General features: G+C 71.3%; 17 protein-coding genes, 1 pseudogene and 2 riboswitches. Of the genes and pseudogenes, 8 read left to right on the top strand and 10 right to left on the bottom strand.

The window, feature by feature from the left end:
- Positions 1-166: pseudogene (locus B118_RS33625) on the bottom strand (IS701 family transposase); the annotation flags it as partial.
- 922 nt (positions 167-1,088) lie between these two features.
- A riboswitch (SAM riboswitch) is annotated at positions 1,089-1,223 on the top strand.
- A gap of 10 nt (positions 1,224-1,233) precedes the next feature.
- Between B118_RS33625 and thrC the strand changes: the two are divergent.
- The 3 genes from thrC to paaN all read left to right on the top strand — a co-directional run bounded on the left by thrC (position 1,234) and on the right by paaN (position 5,513).
- Positions 1,234-2,520, top strand: a complete 1,287-nt coding sequence (thrC, locus tag B118_RS0110125) for a threonine synthase (protein WP_018811615.1) — start codon at positions 1,234-1,236, stop codon at positions 2,518-2,520.
- Between the two features lie 269 nt (positions 2,521-2,789).
- Positions 2,790-3,788: a GNAT family N-acetyltransferase gene (locus B118_RS0110120; RefSeq protein ID WP_028192723.1), complete on the top strand. Its 999-nt coding sequence runs from the start codon at positions 2,790-2,792 to the stop codon at positions 3,786-3,788.
- Positions 3,789-3,839: 51 nt separating this feature from the next.
- The gene (paaN, locus tag B118_RS0110115) at positions 3,840-5,513 is read left to right on the top strand and encodes a phenylacetic acid degradation protein PaaN (RefSeq protein WP_028192722.1); all 1,674 of its coding nucleotides are present in this window, start codon (positions 3,840-3,842) and stop codon (positions 5,511-5,513) included.
- 144 nt (positions 5,514-5,657) lie between these two features.
- On the opposite strand, the gene B118_RS0110110 is transcribed toward paaN, so the two are convergent.
- Together B118_RS0110110 and B118_RS0110105 are read right to left on the bottom strand one after the other, a co-directional pair.
- Positions 5,658-6,437: an SAM-dependent methyltransferase gene (locus B118_RS0110110; RefSeq protein ID WP_202902331.1), complete on the bottom strand. Its 780-nt coding sequence runs from the start codon at positions 6,435-6,437 to the stop codon at positions 5,658-5,660.
- 229 nt (positions 6,438-6,666) lie between these two features.
- Positions 6,667-7,203, bottom strand: coding sequence for a GNAT family N-acetyltransferase (locus B118_RS0110105; protein WP_018811613.1), 537 nt, complete (start codon positions 7,201-7,203; stop codon positions 6,667-6,669).
- A gap of 210 nt (positions 7,204-7,413) precedes the next feature.
- Here B118_RS0110105 and B118_RS0110100 point away from each other — a divergent pair, with 210 nt between their 5' ends.
- Positions 7,414-7,617, top strand: a complete 204-nt coding sequence (locus B118_RS0110100; RefSeq protein ID WP_007073263.1) for a cold-shock protein — start codon at positions 7,414-7,416, stop codon at positions 7,615-7,617.
- Positions 7,618-8,222: 605 nt separating this feature from the next.
- Positions 8,223-9,845 carry a chaperonin GroEL gene (groL, locus tag B118_RS0110095; RefSeq protein WP_018221617.1) on the top strand — a complete coding sequence of 541 codons (1,623 nt, stop codon included), beginning with the start codon at positions 8,223-8,225 and terminating at the stop codon, positions 9,843-9,845.
- Between the two features lie 57 nt (positions 9,846-9,902).
- Here groL and B118_RS0110090 read toward each other — a convergent pair whose 3' ends face one another.
- From B118_RS0110090 to B118_RS0110080, 3 genes are all read right to left on the bottom strand, one after another.
- A complete protein-coding gene (locus B118_RS0110090) occupies positions 9,903-10,106 on the bottom strand; it encodes a hypothetical protein (RefSeq protein ID WP_018221616.1) in 204 nt (67 codons plus the stop codon).
- A gap of 87 nt (positions 10,107-10,193) precedes the next feature.
- On the bottom strand, positions 10,194-11,123 hold the full coding sequence (locus tag B118_RS0110085; protein WP_018221615.1) for a GNAT family N-acetyltransferase: 930 nt from the start codon (positions 11,121-11,123) through the stop codon (positions 10,194-10,196).
- Between the two features lie 136 nt (positions 11,124-11,259).
- Positions 11,260-13,611, bottom strand: coding sequence for a S8 family serine peptidase (locus tag B118_RS0110080; protein ID WP_202902330.1), 2,352 nt, complete (start codon positions 13,609-13,611; stop codon positions 11,260-11,262).
- A gap of 229 nt (positions 13,612-13,840) precedes the next feature.
- On the opposite strand from B118_RS0110080, the gene B118_RS0110075 reads away from it, so the two are divergent.
- Entirely contained in the window at positions 13,841-15,652 is a 1,812-nt protein-coding gene (locus B118_RS0110075) for a glycerol-3-phosphate dehydrogenase/oxidase (RefSeq protein WP_018221613.1), read from the top strand.
- A 49-nt stretch (positions 15,653-15,701) separates the two neighbouring features.
- On the opposite strand, the gene B118_RS0110070 is transcribed toward B118_RS0110075, so the two are convergent.
- The gene (locus tag B118_RS0110070; protein WP_027647928.1) at positions 15,702-17,096 is read right to left on the bottom strand and encodes an FAD-binding oxidoreductase; all 1,395 of its coding nucleotides are present in this window, start codon (positions 17,094-17,096) and stop codon (positions 15,702-15,704) included.
- Positions 17,097-17,337: 241 nt separating this feature from the next.
- Between B118_RS0110070 and B118_RS0110065 the strand changes: the two genes are divergently transcribed.
- Positions 17,338-18,573: an FUSC family protein gene (locus B118_RS0110065; protein WP_018811608.1), complete on the top strand. Its 1,236-nt coding sequence runs from the start codon at positions 17,338-17,340 to the stop codon at positions 18,571-18,573.
- A gap of 120 nt (positions 18,574-18,693) precedes the next feature.
- On the opposite strand, the gene B118_RS0110060 is transcribed toward B118_RS0110065, so the two are convergent.
- Entirely contained in the window at positions 18,694-19,938 is a 1,245-nt protein-coding gene (locus B118_RS0110060) for an aminotransferase class V-fold PLP-dependent enzyme (RefSeq protein ID WP_018811607.1), read from the bottom strand.
- A gap of 44 nt (positions 19,939-19,982) precedes the next feature.
- Positions 19,983-20,102, bottom strand: a riboswitch (SAM riboswitch).
- A 24-nt stretch (positions 20,103-20,126) separates the two neighbouring features.
- Here B118_RS0110060 and B118_RS0110055 point away from each other — a divergent pair.
- Positions 20,127-21,689: a PrsW family intramembrane metalloprotease gene (locus B118_RS0110055; protein WP_028192719.1), complete on the top strand. Its 1,563-nt coding sequence runs from the start codon at positions 20,127-20,129 to the stop codon at positions 21,687-21,689.
- A 63-nt stretch (positions 21,690-21,752) separates the two neighbouring features.
- Here the strand turns inward: B118_RS0110055 and B118_RS32355 are convergent, their stop codons facing one another.
- Positions 21,753-21,920, bottom strand: a complete 168-nt coding sequence (locus B118_RS32355; RefSeq protein WP_018218073.1) for a hypothetical protein — start codon at positions 21,918-21,920, stop codon at positions 21,753-21,755.
- Between the two features lie 80 nt (positions 21,921-22,000).
- Positions 22,001-22,339 (bottom strand): GroES family chaperonin, encoded by a 339-nt coding sequence (locus B118_RS0110045; protein ID WP_018221608.1) that lies wholly within the window; start codon positions 22,337-22,339, stop codon positions 22,001-22,003.
- Positions 22,340-22,488: the final 149 nt, after the last annotated feature.

Below are 22,488 nucleotides of genomic sequence, written 5' to 3'. Positions count from 1 at the left end.
CGATCGTCCAGCAGTTCTTCGACGGTAACGGCGCCAGCAAGCCCCGGACGAAGTCACGCACCCGACGGCGAGGCTCCGGCCTGCGGAAACGCTGCCCGACCGTCAACATCAGGTCGTCGAACAACACCCGCCACCGCTGGGCGTCTACCCTGTATCCGGCAGCCACCGCTGCATCATGGTCAGTCCACACAACCGTCCATGATCGACGGTGGCTGCCCTCGTTCCCGCATCGCATCGAACCGCAGCTCAGCCAAGGTCAACAACCCCGGCTGGAGTACTAGTACTAACGAACCGGCGCTTGTTCTCCCCATCTTGGCTCCTCCGCTGGTAGTTCCATCGACTATTGGCCGGGATTTCGAGGCTGGCGGGCGGCGAACGCTGCCGATGGCGCGGCGGCGGAGAGGCACAGTAGTGGGACGGTGATTGTCCCAGCGGGGGTCGAGTTCGGGTAGGGGTCCGCTGCCTGCGGGGATGGCCAGCGGGTGAGCCTCGCGAGCGCGGCGAGGAGGCCGAGCAGGATGGACGGTCAGCAAGGCCGCCGCGGTCAGGGTCGCCACGCCCGGACCGCTGGCCCGCACGGCGGGAGCGTTCGCGGGCAGAATCCCGGTGTGGATCAGCGCCGTCCTGATCAGCCATAGTGGTGGACGGGATTCAGAAACCCTGCTGTCCTGATTCCGCGTGGTCCCGTCCCCAGGCCCGCGCCGTCGAGATCGACCGCTGTGCTCGGCGCGCTGCAGGGCCACCATGAGCGCTGCCGCCACCTTCGGGCACAGGGGGCGGCGAGCTGACCTCGTCAACCGGGCGCAACGGGCACACAGGTGGGGCAGCTCGACAGTGGGCGGAGCGGACTGGTCGCCGCGCGCCACCGCCAGCCGCCCGCGAGCGTCCGGAAACCTCCCCGGCCCGTCAACCGCCCGGGAAGGAAACCTCCCCGGCCCTCACCAGGAGTAACGGGTGGCCGTCGTGGCGGTGGACCGGGTCGAGCGGTGGCTCGGTGCCGTTGCGGGGTGAATCACATTTCGCCACAGGGTGGGAACGGGTGGTCATTGGCCGTCATCGCCGGCTTACACTCGGCGGCACAACTGAATGCCTCATCCAGAGGGGCTGAGGGACACGGCCCGAAGACGCCCCGGCAACCACCCCACATGATCACCCAGAGTGACTGGCGGGACAGGTGCCAATTCCGGCCCCGCCGCAGAGTGCGTCGCGGGGGCAGATGAGAGGAATCTCGAGATGACGTCCACCCTCGCCCCGTCCGGGATCGACCCCACCACCAGCCCGGCCCGCGCCCTGGTCTGTCGCGCCTGTTCGGCCCGGTACCCGCTCATCGCCCAACACGCCTGTTACGAGTGCTTCGGCCCGCTGGAGGTCGACCACGACCCCGCCGTGCTGGCCGCCGTCACCCGCGAGCAGATCGAGGCCGGCCCACGCAACATCTGGCGGTACGCGCCGCTACTGCCGGTCGGTCAGGACCCGGCCACCCGGGTCACCCTCGACCCGGGCTTCACCCCGCTGGTCGCGGCCCCGCGGCTGGCCGCCGAGGTGGGCCTCACCGCGCCGCTCTGGGTCAAGGACGACAGCGCCAACCCGACCCACTCGTTCAAGGACCGGGTGGTGTCGGTGGCGCTGACCGCCGCCCGGTCGTTGGGCTTCACCCGGTTCGCCTGCGCCTCCACCGGGAACCTGGCCAACTCGGTCGCCGCGCACGCCGCCCGCGTCGGCGCCCCGTCGGTGGTGTTCATCCCCAGCGACCTGGAGCAGGGCAAGGTGCTCACCACCGCCGTCTACGGCGGGGACCTGGTCGCGATCGACGGGTCGTACGACGACGTGAACCGGCTCTGCGGCGAACTGGTGGAGACCGACGAGTTCGAGGACACCGCCTTCGTCAACGTCAACGTGCGGCCCTACTACGCCGAGGGCTCGAAGACGCTCGGCTACGAGGTTGCCGAGCAGCTCGGCTGGCGAATCCCCGCGCAGGTGGTGATTCCGATGGCCTCCGGTGAGCTGCTGACGAAGGTCGACAAGGCGTTCGCCGAGTTGGTCGAGATCGGCCTGGTCGAGGCGCCGGCCGGCGGCTGGCGGGTGTTCGGGGCGCAGTCGGCGGGCTGCAGCCCGATCGCCGCTGCCCTGCACGCCGACAGTGACACCATCAACCCGGTCAAGCCGACCGGCATCGCCAAGTCGCTGAACATCGGTGACCCGGCCGCCGGCCCGTACGCCCTGGAGTCCGTCCGTCGGACCGGCGGTTGGATGGCGGCGGCCGACGATGACGAGATCCGGGCCGGGATCCGGCTGCTCGCCCGTACCGCTGGGGTCTTCGCCGAGACCGCCGGTGGGGTGACCGTGGCGGTGCTGCGAAAGCTCGTCGAGTCCGGCCGGCTCGATCCGACCGCCGAGACGGTGATCTTCAATACCGGTGAGGGGCTCAAGACTCTGGACGCGGTGGCGGATCAGGCGGGCCCGAGTCACCGGATCAAGGCGTCGCTGCGGGCGGCCCGGGACGCCGGGCTGATGGGTTGATACGTCATTTAGTGCTTGATGAGGCCCGGACTGCGTGAAACCTGCCCGTGCGGGCTTGACGTCCGGTTTTTCAGAGCGGAAAATGGCTAGTGCGGGAGGGCTCTCGCCGGAGACTTGTTCTTTCGACCCAGCGCCAGCGGCGTTGTGTGGGAGTCCCTCCCGACCACCCCAAATTTTCTGCTGCTGCCCTGGCCTCCTGCCTGGTTGCGAAGATCCGGCCGTCGATAAATGACTGGACCGGCCAGCGCCTCGTGGCGGAGGCTGCGGGTATGGGCATCTCCATCACACCCTTCGGCCCCGCCGACGACCGAGCGATCGACGTGGCGGTCCAGATCGAGGCGGCCGCATCCGCTGTTGATCTGCCTGACTTTCCGCTCTTCTGCCCGCAGCGGTTCATCGGGTCCGTGCGGCATCCAATGCCCGGCGACGCGCCGGTGCACCTGCTGGCCCACCTCGATGGCGCGGCCGCCGGCCTGCTCACCCTGGAGTTGCCGCAGCTGGACAACACCGAGAACGTCTTCGTCGACCTGAGTGTGCATCCGGCCGTTCGGCGCCGGGGGGTCGGGCGGGCGTTGTTCGACCGCGCGGTCGAGCTGGCCCGGGAACACCGGCGCAAGCGGCTGACCGCGATGACCCTGGACACGGTGGCGGCCGGTGCCGCCTTCGCTCGTACGCTCGGGGCGAACTCCGTGCTGGCTGACGTCCGCCGCCGGTTGGACCTCGACCAACTCGACCCCGCGGCGTTGGCCCGCATGCTGGCCGACGCCCAGGACCGGGCCACCGACTACCAGTTGGTGTTCTGGCGGGGCCACACCCCGGCGGAATATCGGGCCGACGTCGCCTACCTCGAGGGGCGCCTCGTCACCGACGCGCCGATGGGGGACCTGGTGTGGGAGCCGGAGCGGTACGACGTCGAGCGGGTCCGGGCCACCGATGTCGCGCTGGACGCGCGCGGCCGGCGTCGGTACCACACCGGAGTACGCCACCGGGCTTCCGGCCGGCTCGTCGGCTGGACCATGCTCGACGTGGCGGCCACCATCGACTGGCACGCGCTCCAGCAGATCACCATCGTGGACCCGGAGCACCGGGGGCACCGCCTCGGCCTGCTCGTCAAGCTCGAAAACCTGCGGTACCTGCGGTCCCACGAACCGGCGGTGCGGGTCATCAACACCTTCAACGCCGCCGCCAACGACCATATGATCAGCATCAACGAGCAACTCGGGTTCCGGGTGGCGGATCGCTGGACCAACTGGCAGTTGACCATTTGATCTGTGACGCGGCCCTACTGATCGTGCCGACATCTGTTGCATGATGTCGGCATGACGGAGACCCCGCACCCCCTGTACGACAGGCACGCCGAGACCCTCGACCGGGCGCTGACCGCCATCTCACAGCGCGGGTACTGGTCCGCCTACCCCGAGTCGCCCAGCCCGCGGGTGTATGGCGAGACCGCCGCCGACGACGGCAAGGCGGCCTTCGAGGCATACCTCGGTCGTGACTTCCCCCTTGACCAGGCCGGCGCCGGGAGCACGGTCCAGACCGAGGTCAGCCCCTTCGGCGTTGACCTGGGCGTCGGCTACCCGCACGCGAGCGCCGACCATCTCACCACCGCCGCCGCCACGGCGCTGCCGTCGTGGCGGGACGCCGGGCCCCAGGCCCGGGTGGGCGTCTGCCTGGAGATCCTGGATCGGCTGCACCGCAACGTCTTCGAGCTGGCCAACGCGGTGCAGTTCACCAGCGGGCAGGCGTTCGTGATGGCCTTCCAGGCGGGCGGTGCGCACGCGTTGGACCGGGCGTTGGAGGCGCTCGCCTACGCGTACGCGGAGATGACCCGGCACCCGGGCACGGCCGGCTGGGAGAAGGCGGCGGGCAAGGGCGACCCGCTGCGGATGACCAAGACCTTCCACGTGGTGCCGCGGGGTGTCGCGCTGGTGATCGGCTGCAACACCTTCCCGACCTGGAACTCGTACCCGGGGCTCTTCGCCTCGCTGGTCACCGGCAACCCGGTGATCGTCAAGCCGCACCCGCGCGCGGTACTGCCGCTCGCGATCACGGTGCGGTACGCCCGCCAGGTGCTCGCCGAGGCCGGCTTCGACCCGAACCTGGTGCAGCTTGCCCCCGAAGCGCCGGGCGAGAAGCTCGCCTCCACGCTGGCCCAGCATCCGGCGGTACGGATCGTCGACTTCACCGGCTCCTCCGGGTACGGCGACTGGCTGGAGGCCAACGCCCGGCAGGCGCAGGTCTACACCGAGAAGGCCGGCCTGAACGCGGTGGTCATCGACTCCACCGACGACTTTGGCGGGATGTGCCGCAACCTGGGATTCACGCTGACCCTTTACAGCGGCCAGATGTGCACCACCTCGCAGAACATCATGATTCCCCGGGACGGCATCGAGACCGACCAGGGGCACAAGAGCTTCGCCGAGGTGGCGGCCGGCATCGCGGCGGCGGTAGGCAAGCTCACCGCCGATCCGGCGCGCAGCGTGGAGTTGACCGGCGCGATCGTCAACGACGGGGTGTTGGAGCGACTGGACGAGGTGACCAAGGTCGGTGAGGCGGTGCTGGAGTCCCGTACCGTCACCCACCCGGCCTTCCCCGGCGCGGTGGTCCGGACGCCGACCATCGTCCGACTGACCGCCGACGACACCGCCACCTACACCCGGGAGTGGTTTGGCCCGATCTCGTTCGTGATCGGGACCGACTCGACCGAGCACAGCCTGGAGCTCCTGCGTGCCACGGTGGGTGAGCAGGGTGCCTTGACCGCGGCGGTCTACTCGACTGAGGACGCGGTGCTGGACGCGGCCGAGGTGGCGGCGGTCGAGGTCGGGGTGCACCTGTCGGCGAACCTGACCGGAGGTGTTTTCGTGAACCAGTCGGCGGCCTTCTCCGACTTCCATGGCAGCGGCGCCAACCCGGCGGCCAACGCGGCTCTCACCGACGGTGCCTACGTCGCCAACCGGTTCCGCATCGTGCAGAGCCGTCGCCACGTCTGAGCGGACCCACCCTCGCCTCCGGGGCGCGCAAGCCTGGCTCCGCCGCACGTCCCGGATCTGCGCCGGCGGGCGGTCCGGGCGGACGACTCCTTCGCGGTGTTGTCCGCCCGGCGTCCCCGGCGTGACTCCGGTGGCGAAGACGGGCTAGGGCTTGCGAGCGATGCCGGCCCAGTAGTAGGCGGCGTGCGGGTCGGCGGGCGCGCCGTCGTCGGGCTGCCAGGCCGCCACCGGGACGATTCCCGGCTCCACCAGGTCCCAACCCGCGAAGAATCGGGCCACCTCGTCGCGGCTGCGGGGCACGAGGGTCATGCCGCTGCCAACGGCAGCGTCAACGGCCTTCTTGACGGCCTCCGGGTTGAAGTCGCCGGTCGGATGGGTGATCGCTACGTAGCTACCGGACGGCAGGGCGTCCATCAGCACGCGGATCTTGCGCCACGGGTCCTCGGCGTCCTCGAGCAGCATCAGGGTCGCGACAATCGTCAACGCGACCGGCCGGTTGAGATCAAGTACCTCGCGCAGCTTCCGGTGGTTGACAATCAACTCCGGCTCACGCAGGTCGGCGTGGATGTACTCGCTGCGCCCCTGCTCAGTGCTGATCATCAGGGCTCGGGCGTGGGCCAGGACGATGGGATCGTTGTCGACATAGACCACTCGGGTCTCCGGAGCGATCTCCTGGGCTACCTCGTGCAGGTTCGGCCTGGTCGGGATGCCGGTGCCGACGTCCAGGAACTGCCGTACGCCGGCCTGCCCGACCAGATAGCGGGCCACCCGGTGGACGAATCGACGGTTCTCGGCCGCCATGGACCGCACCGTCGGGATCGCCGATATCAGGGCCTCGGCGACGGCCCGGTCAGCGGCGAAATTGTCCTTACCCCCGAGCCAGTAGTCGTAGATCCGCGCGGAATGTGGCACACCATTGTCGATTGCGGATGAATGGGGTCGCTGCTGATCTTCCGTAGCCGGGTTATTGCCGGGCACGGTCACCTCCTACTAAGGACGCTCGTGGAGCGGGCGGCGTTCAGCCTAGCCGGACATCGACGCCAACGACATTTCTGGAGATCAGTGCGACTGCGGTCCGGGCGCTATCGGGCGCACCCCTGGCTGGGCCCGCCGGTCGGTGTCCCGGACCCGTTCGGCGTCGTACCGCGTCCCTTCAGGCCGGGCGGCGCATCTGTAGCTCGGTGAGGGTCGGGATCGTCGGGTGCGGAAGGCGGCGGCCGGTGTCGACGAACCCCAACCGACGGTACGCCCGGTAGGCCCGCTCGTTACCGACCACGACCTCCAGCATCAGCTCCGGACGACCGCAGGCGCGGGACCAGCCGGCCACCGCGTCGATCAGGTCGGGGAGCAGTCCGCTACCCCGCCAGGATGGGGTGATGTAGACGGCGAAGATGACGGTGAGCCCTGGTTCGTCCGGAGTCGCCGCGCCCCCGGCATGTCCGACCAGCCGGCCGCTCGGGTCCGCGACGAACTGCGCGTTGGCGCTGCCCGTCGAGGTGTATGCGATGCGCGCCGCGTAGTCGGCGTGGGGGCGGGCCGCCGCGTCGGCAAGCGTCTCCAGGAAGGCCAGCGGTGCGTTGGCGAGCATCTCCAGCCGCAGCGCCCGCATTCGGGCGGCGTCGGCCGGCTGGACCCGACGGATCCACGCCCGCCGGGTCGATGCCGGCCCCGGGGCGGGATCGCTCGTCATGTCGGTTATTTATCACAACGATGCCCGACGATGGGAGCCACTCACCGTATGTCCGATTTGTGGTCGTGCGCCGTCGTCACGCCTCGTGTAGCGTGCGATTTCGGTCACCGGTTCAGCGGCCGTCGCCGATCGTCGAACCGGTGCCACCCGCCGGCCGGCGTGCCGGCTCGGCCGGGGTGAGTGGAGTCGCGCATAGTTAGGAAGTGCACCGTGGCACAGGGCACCGTGAAGTGGTTCAACGCCGAAAAGGGCTACGGCTTCATCGCCGTTGACGGGGGGCAGGACGTCTTCGTCCATTTCTCTGCTATCGAGATGGACGGCTACAAGGCGCTGGACGATGGCCAGCGGGTGGAGTTCGAGATCGCCCAGGGGCAGAAGGGCCCGCAGGCCGAACGGGTGCGCGTCGTCGCCTGAGCGACCGGCGCTGCCTCGGGGGCGACCGGCGTAACGGTCGTCCCCACGATTGTCACCACCCAGCCGACCGGCTCGGGCTGACGCCCAGCCGGCGTGCGGCTGGGTGACGTTGCTCCGCCGGGCTGCCCGCTGTGCCCGCCGGCCGCCCGCTGCGCCCCGGCTGCTGTTCGTTAGTGCCCCGGCTCTCGCCGCACCGTCACCTCCGAGCCCCACCTGAGGAAGAACGAGCCCTACCTGAGGAAGCAGGTAGGGCTCGTTGCCGTTGTCGCCGCGTGGTCGGCGTACGAGGGGCTGGTGAGCGTCGTTCGGCGGGCGGTGGAAGTCGACTGCCCTGGGCGATCGTGCTTGCACTCGGCAAGGGGGAGTGCTAAACAGGTCCTTGGCACTCGCATACCGTGAGTGCCAATGGTCGGGGCGGGAGGGCCACGGTTGCAGCGGCGTCGCAGGACGCGGGTGCGGCAGTTGGCCGGTCGTCGCGGGCTATCCGGCCCGGCCGACGGACGTCGCCGTCGCCAGGTGGCGATGTCTGAAGGTGCGTAACCAGGCGGCCCATCCGGGAGACACCCTCTCGGGTGGCCCGTGAGTGTCCAGGAGGACAACGCCGTATGGCCAAGATGATCGCGTTCGACGAGGAAGCTCGCCGCGGCCTCGAGCGGGGCATGAACCAGCTCGCTGACGCTGTGAAGGTGACCCTCGGCCCCAAGGGCCGTAACGTCGTGCTCGAGAAGAAGTGGGGCGCTCCCACCATCACCAACGATGGTGTGAGCATCGCCAAGGAGATCGAGCTCGAGGACCCGTACGAGAAGATCGGCGCTGAGCTGGTCAAGGAGGTCGCGAAGAAGACCGACGACGTCGCCGGTGACGGCACGACGACGGCGACCGTCCTGGCCCAGGCCATGGTCCGCGAGGGCCTGCGTAACGTGGCCGCCGGCGCCAACCCGATGGCCCTGAAGCGGGGCATCGAGACCGCGGTCGCCAGCGTCTCGGAGGAGCTGCTGAAGCTCGCCAAGGACGTCGAGACCAAGGAGCAGATCGCCTCCACCGCCTCCATCTCCGCTGGTGACCCCAGCGTCGGCGAGATCATCGCCGAAGCGATGGACAAGGTCGGCAAGGAAGGCGTCATCACCGTCGAGGAGAGCAACACCTTCGGCCTGGAGCTTGAGCTCACCGAGGGTATGCGCTTCGACAAGGGCTACATCTCCGCGTACTTCATGACCGACCCGGAGCGGATGGAGGCCGTCTTTGACGACCCCTACATCCTGATCGTCAACAGCAAGATCTCCTCGGTCAAGGACCTGCTCCCGATCCTGGAGAAGGTCATGCAGTCGGGCAAGCCGCTGCTGATCATCGCCGAGGACATCGAGGGCGAGGCCCTGGCGACCCTGGTCGTCAACAAGGTCCGGGGCACCTTCAAGTCCGTCGCCGTCAAGGCCCCGGGCTTCGGTGACCGCCGCAAGGCCATGCTCGGTGACATCGCCATCCTCACCGGTGGCCAGGTCATCAGCGAGGAGGTCGGCCTCAAGCTGGACGCCGTCAGCCTCGACATGGTGGGTCGCGCCCGCAAGGTCGTGGTGACCAAGGACGAGACCACGATCGTCGACGGTGCCGGCGACGCCGAGCAGATCCAGGGTCGGGTCAACCAGATCCGGGCCGAGATCGACAAGAGTGACTCCGACTACGACCGGGAGAAGCTGCAGGAGCGGCTGGCCAAGCTGGCCGGCGGCGTTGCGGTGATCAAGGTTGGCGCGGCCACCGAGGTCGAGCTGAAGGAGCGCAAGCACCGCATCGAGGACGCCGTTCGCAACGCGAAGGCTGCCGTCGAGGAGGGCATTGTTCCGGGTGGTGGCGTCGCGCTGGTGCAGGCCGGCAAGACCGCCTTCGACAAGCTCGACCTGACCGGTGACGAGGCGACCGGCGCCCAGATCGTCAAGATCGCGCTGGACGGCCCGCTGCGGCAGATCGCCGTCAACGCCGGCCTCGAGGGTGGCGTCGTCGTCGAGCACGTCCGTGGCATCGAGGCCGGTCACGGCCTGAACGCCGCGACCGGTGGCTACGTGGACCTGATGGCCGCGGGCATCATCGACCCGGCCAAGGTGACCCGTTCGGCGCTGCAGAACGCGTCGTCGATCGCGGCGCTCTTCCTCACCACCGAGGCTGTTGTGGCGGACAAGCCGGAGAAGACCCCGGCTGCCCCGGCTGGCCCGGGCGGCGGGGAAATGGACTTCTAAGTCCAGTTTCGCGAGACCAGAGGGGCGGGCCGTTCAGCGGTCCGCCCCTCTGCGTGGCTACGTTGGTAGCGGCCGTTGGTTGCGCCGCTTCTGCGTCTGGTCGTACGGCTGGGGTGCCGGGACCGGCTCGTCCACGACCGGCACCGGTTCGTCGGCGGGCGGTTCGTCGGCGCCGTCCATCTCCGCCTGCTGCTCGGCGTCGCCGAAGTCGAGGCGGTCAAAGGGCAACGGCGGCCCGGGCTGTTCGTCGTCCGTCGTCATGTGGGCCTCCTCCACCGAAACGGTAGGGGCCGTTGCCGGCTAGTGGGGGGCGAATGACGCTATCGGATGATCTATCCGATTCGTCGGTTATTGCTCCCCGAGGCTCCGCCGGTATCCGAAGAAGACCCGTTCGATCCAGGCACCTGCGCTGCCCGAGTAGAACCGAACCGGCCCCACCCAGCCGATCTGCGCCTGCGTGATCCCCGCGGCCCGTTGATCGGCGAGGCAACGACGCAACAGCACCCCACCGATCCCGGACCCCGCCGCAGCCGGCGCGGTGCCCATCGGGCCGAACCAACCCGGCCGAGATGAACCCCAGGCGGCGAAGCCGAGGAGGTCGCCGTCGCGTTCGGCGAGGTGGCAGCCGGCCTGGTCCCGGCCGATCGACTCGGCCACCTCCGCGGCCCAGGTGCCGTCGAAGGCCTCCGATACGAACGCCGTCAGCGCGGGCAGATCCGCCGGCTCCGCCCGCCGTACCGTCACTCCCCGACCCGCCAGCCGCTGCTCCGCCGGTGCCGTCGTCCGTAGTGCCGGGCTCTCGGCGCCGGAGAGGTCGGCGGTCATGTTCCAGGCCGTACTGTCCCGGGCGTACCCGAGCGCCTCCGCCGCGCAGATCGCCGGCGTGTAGCGCACATCAATGCCGGGCCAGGCATAGTACGGCGGGTTGCCCGCCAGCCGTACCTCCCTCGCCCCGAGCCCGGCGAACTGTTGCTCGGCGCGCGCCACCAGCGCCCGCGCCACCCCCCGCCGCCGGTGCGCCGGCTCCACCGCAACCAGATCCACATGCGCGGCCGGGTTGCTCGGTGCGGCGAGCGAGCCGAGCAGTACGCCGATGAGCCGGGCGTCCCGGTAGGCGCCCAGCGCGACGACGGGGCGGCTGGTAACCGCCCGCGGCCAGAGCGTCGCCACGATGGCCCCCGCCTCGGCGGCGTCGTCCGGCAGATCCAGGGACCGGCCGCACAGCTCGATCACGGTCGGCAGCTGCTCCGGCGTCAGCTCGGTGATCTTCAGGTCCATGGACGCTGACCCTAGGCCACCGGAACACTGTTGTTAAGAAGGTTCCCTGCTGCCGGCGCACGAGACCCGCCTTCGCCCACCGGGCGGCCGGTACGAGCCGGTCCAGTCGTCCGCAACCTCGGCCTACGCACGTCGTTCAGCCTCGGGCGGCGCGGACGGCGGCGTACGCGTCCACCAGGCCGGCGCCCGCGACATGCGCCTCGTCGCCGCACCGGTCGCCACTGACCCGGACCGCGGTGGCGGTCTCGGTCAGGATCTGGCGGGTCCGAGGTAGATCGCCGATCAACGCCGGATTGGCCGACCACATCAGCGCCGCCACCCCGGCCACCTGCGGAGTCGCCATCGACGTGCCGCTGAGCGCGCCGTACCCGCCACCCGGCAGCGCGCTGAGCACATCGGTACCGGGGGCGACCAGGTCCGGCTTGGCGGCGCCGCCGGGCCCCGGGCCGCGTGCGGAGAAGTCGGCCACCCGTCGCTGCCGGTCGACCGCGCCGACGGTCAGGACATCCGGGTGGAAAGCCGGGGAATCCTCGATCGAGCGGCAGCGGGGCCCGGTGTTGCCGGCGGCGACCACCACGAGGATCCCTGCGGCGGCCAGGGCGGCAACGGCCGGCTGGAGTGCCGCAGAATCACAGCCCTCCAGCGCGGGGCAGCCCCATGAATTGGTGAGAATCTCCGGCGCACGGTGTGGGCGACCGTCGCGGAACGGGTCCCCGCCGGTGGGGAAGGGCGCCAGCATGAACTGGAGGCAGTCCAGATAGAGCGCGGGGTTGCCGAGGTTACGGTCCAGATTGACGCAGCCGGTCCAGGTGGCCCCGGGGGCGACCCCGGCCCCCTCCCGCCCGACCGCGCTGCCGAGGGTGTGGGTGCCGTGTCCGCCCCGGTCCCGCGGGGCCGAGGTGGCGTTCCAGGGGTCGAACCACGAGTCGTCCCCGCCGCGGAAGCCGGCCGCCAGCCCCGGATGGGTGCCATCCACCCCCGAGTCGGAGCTGCCCACGGTCACCCCCGTACCGGTGATCCCCAGCTCCGACCAGACGCGGTCGGCGCGGATCAGTCGGATGTTCCACTCCGCGCCCGGCGGCGGTGCGGCGTCTCCCCGAGCGATCGGGGCGGGCGCGGGCAGGGGGCGGACCCGCTGGCTGACCAGCACCCGATCCACCTCGGGACGGTCTGCCAGCCAGGCCCGCGCCAGCGGCCCGCCGTCGACCTCGATCGCGTTGACCAGGTAGTAGGGCGTGTGGTCCAGCCGGAACCGGCGCAGCTCCCGGCGCAGGTCGGCCTGCGTCCGCTCGGCGGTCTCCACCAGCCGCCGATAGACCTCGGCGGCCCGGCGGTCGCGACCGGCCCGCCCGGTGGCGGCGGGTACGTCGCTCAGGTCGGCCTGCTCCCGGAGCACCACGAAGAGCCGTTCACCGTGCAGCCCGGGCTGCCCTGGCCCGACGGCTACCGCCCCGGTCGCCACCAGCAGGGTGGCCGCCGCCGTCCCGGCCACCGTCCGACTGGGTCGGGCGCCCGGACGTCGGACGAGCGCCACCCCGTACCCGAGGGCGAGCAGGACCGCGACGGTGCCGCCGGCACCGGCGGCGACCGCCACCCAGAAGGGCACGTCCCGGGCGGCGGCCAGCACCAGGCTGACCTCCTCCGGGTCGGCCCAGGCGAGTGGGCCGAAGACGCTCAGCCCAACCAACCCGGCGGTGGCGGGCCCGACGCCGGTCGCTGTCCGCCGGGCGGCGGCGGCCAGGGCCGCCAGCGCGAACCCGGCCGGCGGCAGCGTCAGCAGCAGCGGCAACTGGGCGCCGGACTGCCCCACTCCCGCCCCGAGCAGCAGCAGAACGACACCGGCGACCAGACCGTCCACCAGCACCAGCCGACCTGGACGGGACGGGGTGTTAGTGCTGCGGCGGGACCAGAACGCGGCCGGCAACAGCGCCGCTGCCAGCCCACCGACGGCCGCGGCGGCGAGCGCGGCGAGCAGCGTCTCCAACAGCCCGCCGAGCGCACCGACCCAGACCCACGGCAGCAGCAGGGCCAGCCCGCTCGCGAGCCCGAGCAGCGTCACCGGGGCGGGGCGTGGGGCGCGCCGTCGACGCCGGTCCGGTTCGTCTTCCGGGCCGGTCGGCGCGATTCGGTGGGTGACCAGCCGGTGGATGACCAGGGCGGCCAGCCCCGCTGTGCCGGCGAGCGTCGCCAGATACGCCTCGTGCTGCACCGGTGGCAGCGCCCGCGGCAGGCTCAGCGCGCCGAACACCAGCAGACCCACCAGCCAGAGCTGGCCGACGGTGCGAACCACCCGGGAGCGGGGCAGCAGGGCGAGCAACAGGGTGGGGACGCCGGCCACCACCACCACCGCGACGGTGGTCACCGGCCAGAGCCAGACCAGCCGGTCCACGCCGACCAGGAGGAGGAGTTGGTCGGTCAACCAGCCGCCGAGTTGGGTGACCACGGTGAGGCCGACGATCCACAGGCCGAGGAGGACGGCGGCGACCACCGGCACCGGGCTGCTCCGCGGTGGGCCGGCCGGGCTCGGGAGGGGGTGGGCTGGCCAGGGCTGCACCGGCACACCGTACGTTGCCGTCGGATTCGCCGCAGTAGCTCGTCGGATTCACCGTCGTGCGTCGTCGGAGCACCGTCGGTCGGTGGGGACGGAGTGTTCCGGAATACGCTGCTGCCCTGGCCGGGACGAGGAGGGCTACCGTGGAGGCGTGCGTGACCCGAATGTGTCCCGAGCGACGGCCAGCCAGCTCTCTCCGCAGCGGCGCACCGCCGACCTGCGCCGCCTGGCGGTCGAGCACTTCGATGTCCTGATCATTGGCGGCGGGGTCACCGGCGCTGGCGCGGCTCTGGACGCCGCCTCGCGTGGCCTGAAGGTCGCCCTCGTAGAGGCGCGCGACTACGCGGCCGGCACCTCCAGCCGGTCCAGCAAGCTGATCCACGGCGGCCTGCGCTACCTCGAACAGCTCGAGTTCGGCCTGGTCCACGAGGCGCTCACCGAGCGGGGCCTGCTGGCCACCCGGCTCGCGCCGCACCTGGTCCGCCCGGTGCCGTTTCTGGTGCCGCTGCCCGGTGGTGGGCTCCGGGACCTGCCGGCCCGGACGTTGCGCCGCTCCTACTACGGCGCGGGCGTGGCAGCGTATGACGCCTTCGCCGGTGTCTTCGGCGGCGGCCGAGGGATGCCGCTGCACCGGCACCTGACCCGCGAGGGGGCCCGCCGGACCTTCCCGAGCCTCAAGGCGGAGGGGCTGGCCGGCGCGATCCGTTACTACGACGGCCAGGTCGACGACGCGCGGCTGGTGGTCACCCTCGCCCGGACCGCGGCCAGCCTTGGCGCGACCGTGGTTAACAGCGCGCGCGCCGTCGGTCTGATCCGGCAGGCCCGCGAGGTGACCGGGGTTCGGGTTCGGGATCTGGAGGCGCCGGCCGACTCCCCGGACGCCGAGTTCGAGGTACGGGCCCGCACCGTGATCGCGGCGACCGGGGTGTGGAGCGACGACATGTCGCGGATGCTCGATGACGTCGGGCTACGCCCCCGGATTCGGGTCCGGGCCTCGAAAGGCGTGCACCTGGTGGTGCCCCGATCGGCGATCACCGGTGAGACCGGGCTGATCCTGCGGACCGCCACCAGCGTGCTCTTCGTCATCCCCTGGGGCGGGCACTGGATCATCGGTACCACCGACACCGACTGGCGGCTGGACCGCTCCCACCCCGCGGCCTCCGCCCGGGACATCGAGTACCTGCTGGCGCAGGTCAACACCATCCTGGACCGGCCGTTGACCACCGCCGACATCGAAGGCGTGTACGCGGGTCTGCGACCGCTGCTGGCCGGCGAGGCGGACTCCACCTCCAAGCTGTCTCGGGAACACGCGGTGATCGAGCCGATGCTCGGGCTGCTGCTGGTCGCCGGGGGCAAGTACACGACGTACCGGGTGATGGCCGCGGACGTGGTGAACCGGGCGGCACGCCGGCTCGGCGCGGCCCGGCGGTCGCGTACGGCCGACCTTCCGTTGCTCGGCGCCGACGGCTACTCGGCGATGTGGCGGGACCGGGCGGACCTGGCCCGCCGGCACGGGGTGCCGGTCGGCGTGGTCGAGCATCTGCTGGAACGGTACGGCAGCCTCGCCCTGGAGTTGTTGGCCCTGATCGACGCCGAACCGTTGCTCGGCGCGCCGTTGGCCGGCGCGCCGGAGTATCTGGCCGCCGAGGTGACCTACGCGACCCGGGCCGAGGGGGCGCTGCACCTGGAGGACGTGCTGGACCGGCGGACCCGGATCTCCATCGAGACCGCGCACCGTGGCCTGGAGTCGGCCGAGCACACGGCGGAGCTGATGGGCGCGGTGCTGGGCTGGGACGCCGATACCCGGGCCCGGGAGGTGGCGCACTATCGGGCGCGGGTGGCGGCGGAGCGTAACTCACAGCTGATGCCGGATGACGCGACGGCCGACACGGCCCGGCTCGGTGCACCCGATGTCCGCGGCTTCGCCGCCGACCGGGGGGATGGGGACCCGGTGGAGCGCGCCGCCCCCTCCGCGTAGCCACGGCGCCGGGTCAGCGCACCTCGCCGGGTCGACCAGGCCGGTCGGATCAGAGCACCTTGCCCGGGTTGAACAGGCCCGTCGGGTCCAGCGCCGCCTTGATCGCCTGGTGGACCCGGATCCCGACCGGACCGACCTCCTCGGCCAGCCATTCGCGTTTGAGTAGGCCGACTCCGTGTTCGCCGGTGCAGGTGCCTCCCAGTTCGAGCCCCAACCGCATGATCTCGTCGAACGCGCGTCGTCCCCGGCCGAGGCTCGCCGGGTCCGCCCGGTCGACCACGATGTTCGGGTGCAGGTTGCCGTCCCCGGCATGCCCCACCACACCGATTGGTACGTCGCACTCGGCGGCGATCCGCGCCACCCCGTCGAGCATGGCGGCCAACGATCCGCGCGGCACCGCCACGTCGTCAATGACCAGGCCGCCGTTACCGTCCGGGTACGTGTCAGCGGCGAATCGTTCCATTGCCGGGTGCGCCAGTCGTCGTGCCTGTAGCAGCGCCGCCGCCTCGGCCGCGTCAGTCGCCGCGTACACCTCGTCCGCGCCGGCCGCCGTGCAGACCGCCGTGAGCGCGGCCAGGTCGTCGGCGGCGCGCGCGCCGGTGTCAACGGCGGCGAGTAGCAGCGCGGCCGCATCCTGGCGCAGGCCCATCGGCCGGTACGCCTCGATGGCGCGCAGGTGCGTCTGGTCGAGCAGTTCCAGCAGGCTGGGGGAGAGACCCTGGGCGGCGATCTTCGCCACCGCGGCCCCCGCGGCGGTGGTGCTCGGGAAGACCGCCACCATGGTCAGCGACTCCGCCGGAGCGGGCCGTAGCGCGACGGTCACCTCGGTGAGCACCCCGAGGGTGCCCTCGGAGCCGACGAAGAGGCGGGTCAGGTCGTACCCGGCCACCCCCTTCGCGGTACGCCGTCCGGTGCGCAGCACCTCGCCGGAGGCGAGCACCACCTCGAGGCCGAGCACGTACTCGGTGGTCACGCCGTACTTCACGCAGCACATGCCGCCGGCGTTGGTGGCGACGTTCCCGCCGATGGTGGACGTTTCCCAGGAGCCGGGGTCCGGTGGGTACCACAGCCCGTGTTCGGCGACCGCGGTGCCGAGAGCCGCGTTGACCACTCCCGGTTGTACCACCGCGATTCGGCTGACCGGATCGATCTCCAGGATGGTGGTCAGGGCCGAGGTGCTGATCACGACGGCGCCATCCACCGCGTTCGCCGCGCCCGCCAGCCCGGTCCGGGCCCCCTGCGGCACCACCGGCGCCCCGTGCCGCGCCGCGGCGCGTACGACCGCCGCCACCTGGGCGGTGTCCCGGGGGCGGGTGACCACGAGTGGTGTGCCGGCGGCACAGAGATCTGCCTCGTCCCGCTGGTGCGTCCGGAGTAGGTCCGGGTCGGTCAACACCGCGTCGTCACCGAGCGCGGCACGCAGCTCTTCGAGGAGGGGACCCATGAGCCGAGGCTACGACCCGCGCCGCCCGACCCCCAACCCGCCCTCGCGCCCGACCCACGCCCGCCCTCGTGTCGGCCCTTTCCGCTCCGCACCGCACCCGGCTCGTTGTCTGTCCGTTCCGGGCGCGGTCCGGAACTGCCGGGAAGAGGATTCGACCGGGCGCGGGGTGGGTAGTACCCGCCGTGGGCCGGGACGAGCGACCTTCGCTGGTGTAGCGACTCGGTCGCGGGATGGCGGTGGTATGGACATCGACGGCGCCCGGATCGCGGCGACGGTGCAGCGGCTGCGCCATCGTGGTCAGGCGACTCTCCAGGAACGGGTGTCCCGGGTCCGCGCGACGTTGGTGCTCTCCGTGCAGGCGGGACTCGCCGCCGGCATCTCCTGGCTGGTGGCGCATGAGCTGCTGGGCAGCCCGCAGCCCGTCTTCGCACCGATCTCGGCGGTCGGTACCCTCGCCGTCTCGGTCGGGCAGCGCTTCCGTCGAACGATGGAGCTGATCGTCGGGGTGGCGGTCGGGGTGGCGGTCGGCGACCTCTTGATCTTTCTGCTGGGCACCGGGCCGTGGCAGCTCTGTCTCGTGGTGACCTCGGCGATTCTCCTGACCGTCTTCGCCGGCGGGAGCGTCGCGATCCTGATCCAGGCGGCGGCGACGGCTGTTCTGATCGTCACGCTCAGCCCGGCCGGGCACAACCTGGAGATACCGCGGTTCCTCGACGCGTTGATCGGCGGTAGCGCCGCGCTACTGGTGACCGCGCTGCTGCTACCGCTGAACCCGGTACGGGTGCTCAACCGGGCGGCCCAGCCGGCGTTGGACCTGCTCGCCAACCAGCTCGACGCGACCGCTGAGGGGCTGCGAAAACGGGACCGGGACAAGGTAGAACGCTCGCTGGAGAAGCTCCGTGACCACAAGGAGGAGGTGGCATCGTTCGACGAGGCGATCCAGGGCGCGAAGGAGACCGCCACGCTGTCCCCCGCGCGTTGGCACCGCCGCGACGAGTTGACCCACTACGCGGAGGCGGCCGACCCGATCGAACGGGCGATTCGAAACGCCACCACGCTGACCCGGCGTGCCATCACCCTGGTCGAGGACGCAGAGCCGATCCCCGACATGATGCCAGCCTCCATGATTCACCTCGCTGAGTCGGTGCGGCTGCTCCGGCACGAGTTCGCCGTCGGCGAGGAGCCGGAGCGGGCCCGCGAGCGGTCGCTGCGCGCGGTCAGCGAGGCCGCGCGGGCGTACACCGAGGGCGTGGGTTTCTCCGGCAGCGTGGTGGTTGCCCAGGTGCGTACCGTCGCCAGCGACCTCCTGGTCGCCTCGGGTATCGCCCAGGAGGAGGCGAACCGCCTGGTTCGCGAGGCCTTCGGCGACCTGAAGCAGAACAAGCGCGCGGTGCAGTCAGAGCAGTCCGAGGGGAAGCCGGAGCAGTCCGAGGGGAAGCCAAAGCAGTCCGAGGGAAAGCCGGAGCAGCCCGAGTAGATGTGGAGCCTTGCCAGCGGTGGGCCGATCCGGCGGGGATGTGGTTCAGGCTCCCCGCCGCCCGTCATATCGGTCCGGATCCGCAGGACGCCGTCCCGACAGCCGTCGCGAAACCGCCGGTCATTCGAGCGCGGCGAGTGCAGCCAGCAGTTGGTCCACGTGCTCCCGGGTGCTACCCAGCCCGATACTCGCCCGCAGCGCGGTCGCCGGCAGGTCCCGCCGACCGCTGCGGGCGGACGCCTCCGAAAGTAGCCGCCGGGCGAACGGGTGGGCGCAGAACAGTCCGTCGCGTACCCCGATCCGGTGCCGGCGGGCCAGGTGCGCGGCGACCTCGGCCGAGTCCCGGCCGGCCAGCACGAACGAGACGATCCCCACCCGCGGCGCGGCCGGCTCGAAGGCGTGCAGCTCGACCGCGTGCGGCAACTCGGCGAGGCCCGCGCGTAGCCGGTCCAACAGCCGCTGCTCGGCGTCGTGCAGCGCGGCCCGGTCGGCGCTGGCGAGGGCGTCACACACCGCGGCGAGCGCTACCGCGCCGAGCAGGTTCGGCGTGCCGGCCTCGTGCCGTGCCGGTCCGGCCACCCACCGGACGTCGTGGGTCGCGCCGCCGACGTGGCTGGTCGCGCCACCACCGGCCAGGTACGGCGGGGCGGCGTCCAGCCAGTCGGCCCGCCCGAGGAGTACTCCCGCGCCGAACGGCGCGTACAGCTTGTGACCGGAGACGGCCAGATAGTCCAGATCGAGGGCGCGGACGTCAACGGGGGCGTGCGGGGCGAGCTGCGCCGCGTCCACCGCGATCCGGGCCCGGTGCCGTCGGGCCACCCGCGCCAGCTCGGCCACGGGCCACCGCTCGCCCGTCACATTGCTCGCGCCGGTCACCGCGACCAGCACCGGCGGCTCGCGGTCGGCGCCGCGGCGCAGTTCGCCGAGGGCGGCGTCGAGCGCGCGGACCGCGCCGGTGGGGTGCTCTGGCATGGGTAGCCGGACCGGCCCGCGCGGCCAGGGGAGCAGGTTGGCGTGGTGCTCGCCGCCGAACGTCACCACCGTGGTGCCGGCGGGGAGCGCCCGGGCCAGCAGGTTGAGCGCGTCGGTCGTGTTCCGGGTGAAGACGACGTGGTCGTCGGGGCGGGCGCCGAAGAAGTCACCGACCGTCTGCCGGGCCTGCTCGTAGGCCAGGGTGCAGTGCTGCGACAGGGCCCCGGCGCCCCGGTGCACACTCGCGTACCAGGGAAGCAGCGCGGTCACGGCGTCCGTCGCGGCCTGCGCGCACGGGGCGCTGGCCGCGTAGTCCAGGTTGATCTGACCGGGGACGCCGAGCACGGCGAGTGGGCCGGCGACGGTCGGCGACGGGGTGAGGGCGCAGGTCATCAGGGTGGCTTCTCCGGAGTCAGGGACCCCAGGCGGGTGAGCGGGGTCCGCGCTTGCCCGACGCACACCGCGCCCGGCCCGGTCATCACCCGGGGCACCCCACCGCGAACCTCGACGAGGGTTGCCGGCCAGCAAGCCGGGGCTTGTCGCTGGCGCTCGTGACCTGCTCTGCAGTCTAGCGGGCAGCGGTGTGGCCGGCCGGGCGGGTCAGTGATGACTACGCTGACGGCATGGCCGACACCCCGCCCGGCGCGCCCCCGCCGTCGCCGACCAGCGCCGCACCGACGGCTGCTCCGCAGATGCCGTCCCGCCGCCGGAACTGGCGTCGCTTACTCGTTCTCGCCTTGGTGATCCTGCTGATCGCGGCCTCCGCTCTGGTCATGGTCTGGCAACTGGGCGAGAGCCTCGGCGCGGAGGCGCTGCTGATCGGTGTGATCGCGGCGGTTCTTCCGGTCCCGGTGCTGGTCGCCTGTTTTCTCTGGCTCGATCGGTATGAGCCGGAGCCGCTGCGGTACCTGGTCTTCTGCTTTGCCTGGGGTGCGTTCGTCTCCACCACGGTGTCGCTGTTGGTCAACACCTTCGCCGCGGGCCGGTTCGAGGCGGCGGGGCTGCCGACCGCGCTTACGGCGGTGTTGGTCGCGCCCTTCATCGAGGAGCTGACGAAGGCGCTGGGGCCGATCCTGTTGCTGATCTTCCGGCGGCGGGAGATCTCCGGAATCACCGACGCCCTGGTCTACTGCGGGCTCTCCGCGATCGGCTTCGCGATGGTGGAGAACATCCTCTATCTCGGCGGATATGGATATCGGACGGGCGTGGAGGAGTTCGGTCCGGCAACCGGCACGCAGCAGGTTATCGCGATCTTCATCGTCCGGATCCTGCTCTTCGGGTTCGCCCACCCGCTGTTCACCTCCATGACCGGGGTGGGGCTGGGAATCGCCGCCCGTAGCGCCGACCGGCGGGTGCGGGTGCTGGCTCCCGCGGCCGGCCTGCTACTGGCGATGATGTTGCACGGTGCCTGGAACCTGCTGCCGACGTTGACCCAGGCCACCGGGGAGCTGTTGATTCAGCTCTACGGCCTTATCGGCGTGATGGTGCCGATCTTCTTCGGCATGGTTGGGCTGGCGATCTGGCTGCGCTCCTGGGAAGGGCGGCTCACCGAGCGGGTCCTGCCCGACTACGTCCGTTCCGGTTGGCTCACCCCGCCGGAGGTGGCGACGTTGAGCAATCTCGGCCGCCGGCACGCCGCCCGGGTGTGGGCCAAGCGGGTCGGTGGCGACCAGGGGCGGAAGGCGATGCGCGGCTACCAGTTCGCCGCCACCCGGCTCGCGCTGCTGCGCGACGGGATGCGTCGTGGGCTGGATGACCGCCCGGCGGAGCGAGAGCGGGCGCTGGCCGAGGAGCGGTACCTGCTGGAGCTGATCAGTGGTTACCGGTCGTTCTTCGTCGGCCGGGATCCGCGCGTCCCGGCTGGCGTTTGGGACGGGCACCGCTACCACCTGCGGTTCCCGGATGGGTCGCAGCGCGCGGTGGCGGCGCCGGAGGAGCCGGTGGTACCGATCCCGGTCGTGCTTGCGCCGCCTGCGCCGTCCGTTCCGCCCGGCTATCCACCACCGCCCGGCTATCCACCACCGCCCGGCCACCCCGCCCCGCCCGGCTATCCACCACCGTCCGGCCACCCCGCCCCGCCCGGCTATCCGCCACCGCCCGGCTGGTACGGGCCGCCCGCCTCCGGTCCCCGTGGACAGTCCTGACCCCGGTCCTGTCGGACGCCCGGACGGCGGTCGGCAGGACGGAGGCGGTCAGGACCGAAACGGTCACGTCATCAGACTGGTGAGGAAGTCGCCGAGGCCCTGTGCCAACGCCATCAGCACACCCCCGATCGCTTTCACCATTTCCGCCGCGCCATCGGGTCGGAACGCCATGAAGTAGATCAGGAACGCGATGAAGCCCCAGAACAGCAACTTCTTGAGCAGTACCGGCATCGTCCCTCCCCAGGGCACCTGGTGCGGCTAACTTCCCGGGAAGGAGCGGAGCAAACGGCTACCGGTGGCGGCCGGTGGGGCTACAGGTAGAGGCCGGTGGAGTCTGGTTCGACGCGTTCGGCGGCGACGGCGTGCACATCCCGCTCGCGCAGCAGCACGTATCCGCGGCCGTGTAGCTCGACCTCGGAGCGGTCGTCCGGGTCGAACAGCACTCGGTCACCGGAGACGATGGAACGGACGTTCGGCCCCACCGCCACCGCGGCTGCCCAGGCCAACCGCTTGCCGACGGCGGCTGTCGCCGGAATCACGATGCCGGCGGTGGAGCGACGCTCACCCTCACTGCCCTCCATGCGGACCAGCACCCGATCGTGCAGCAGCCGGATCGGCAGGCCGGAGTCGAGATTCTCGTCGTTGGTCACGGGGGCAGACGCTACCGTGTCCCGCTCCGCCGTCCGGCCGTGGTTCCCCGGTCGTGACCGTGGGCATCCGGTGGCGGATTAGGCCCACGATGATTGGATTGACGGCGTATCCTGTCCGACCTACCGGTTACGCCGGAACGCGGGACGCG

The sequence above is a fragment of the Salinispora pacifica CNR114 genome, from assembly GCF_000514775.1.
Taxonomy (GTDB): domain Bacteria; phylum Actinomycetota; class Actinomycetes; order Mycobacteriales; family Micromonosporaceae; genus Micromonospora; species Micromonospora pacifica.
Note: the sequence above shows the minus strand (reverse complement) of the source record. Positions and strands in the feature narration are given on the sequence as shown.

Bases quoted from the DNA above. Each gene is read 5' to 3' on its own strand.
- thrC (WP_018811615.1), top strand. From the start codon at position 1,234: ATGACGTCCACCCTCGCCCCGTCCGGGATCGACCCCACCACCAGCCCG.
- B118_RS0110120 (WP_028192723.1), top strand. From the start codon at position 2,790: ATGGGCATCTCCATCACACCCTTCGGCCCCGCCGACGACCGAGCGATC.
- paaN (WP_028192722.1), top strand. From the start codon at position 3,840: ATGACGGAGACCCCGCACCCCCTGTACGACAGGCACGCCGAGACCCTC.
- B118_RS0110105 (WP_018811613.1), bottom strand. From the start codon at position 7,203: ATGACGAGCGATCCCGCCCCGGGGCCGGCATCGACCCGGCGGGCGTGG.
- groL (WP_018221617.1), top strand. From the start codon at position 8,223: ATGGCCAAGATGATCGCGTTCGACGAGGAAGCTCGCCGCGGCCTCGAG.
- B118_RS0110090 (WP_018221616.1), bottom strand. From the start codon at position 10,106: ATGACGACGGACGACGAACAGCCCGGGCCGCCGTTGCCCTTTGACCGC.
- B118_RS0110085 (WP_018221615.1), bottom strand. From the start codon at position 11,123: ATGGACCTGAAGATCACCGAGCTGACGCCGGAGCAGCTGCCGACCGTG.
- B118_RS0110070 (WP_027647928.1), bottom strand. From the start codon at position 17,096: ATGGGTCCCCTCCTCGAAGAGCTGCGTGCCGCGCTCGGTGACGACGCG.
- B118_RS0110065 (WP_018811608.1), top strand. From the start codon at position 17,338: ATGGACATCGACGGCGCCCGGATCGCGGCGACGGTGCAGCGGCTGCGC.
- B118_RS0110060 (WP_018811607.1), bottom strand. From the start codon at position 19,938: ATGACCTGCGCCCTCACCCCGTCGCCGACCGTCGCCGGCCCACTCGCC.
- B118_RS32355 (WP_018218073.1), bottom strand. From the start codon at position 21,920: ATGCCGGTACTGCTCAAGAAGTTGCTGTTCTGGGGCTTCATCGCGTTC.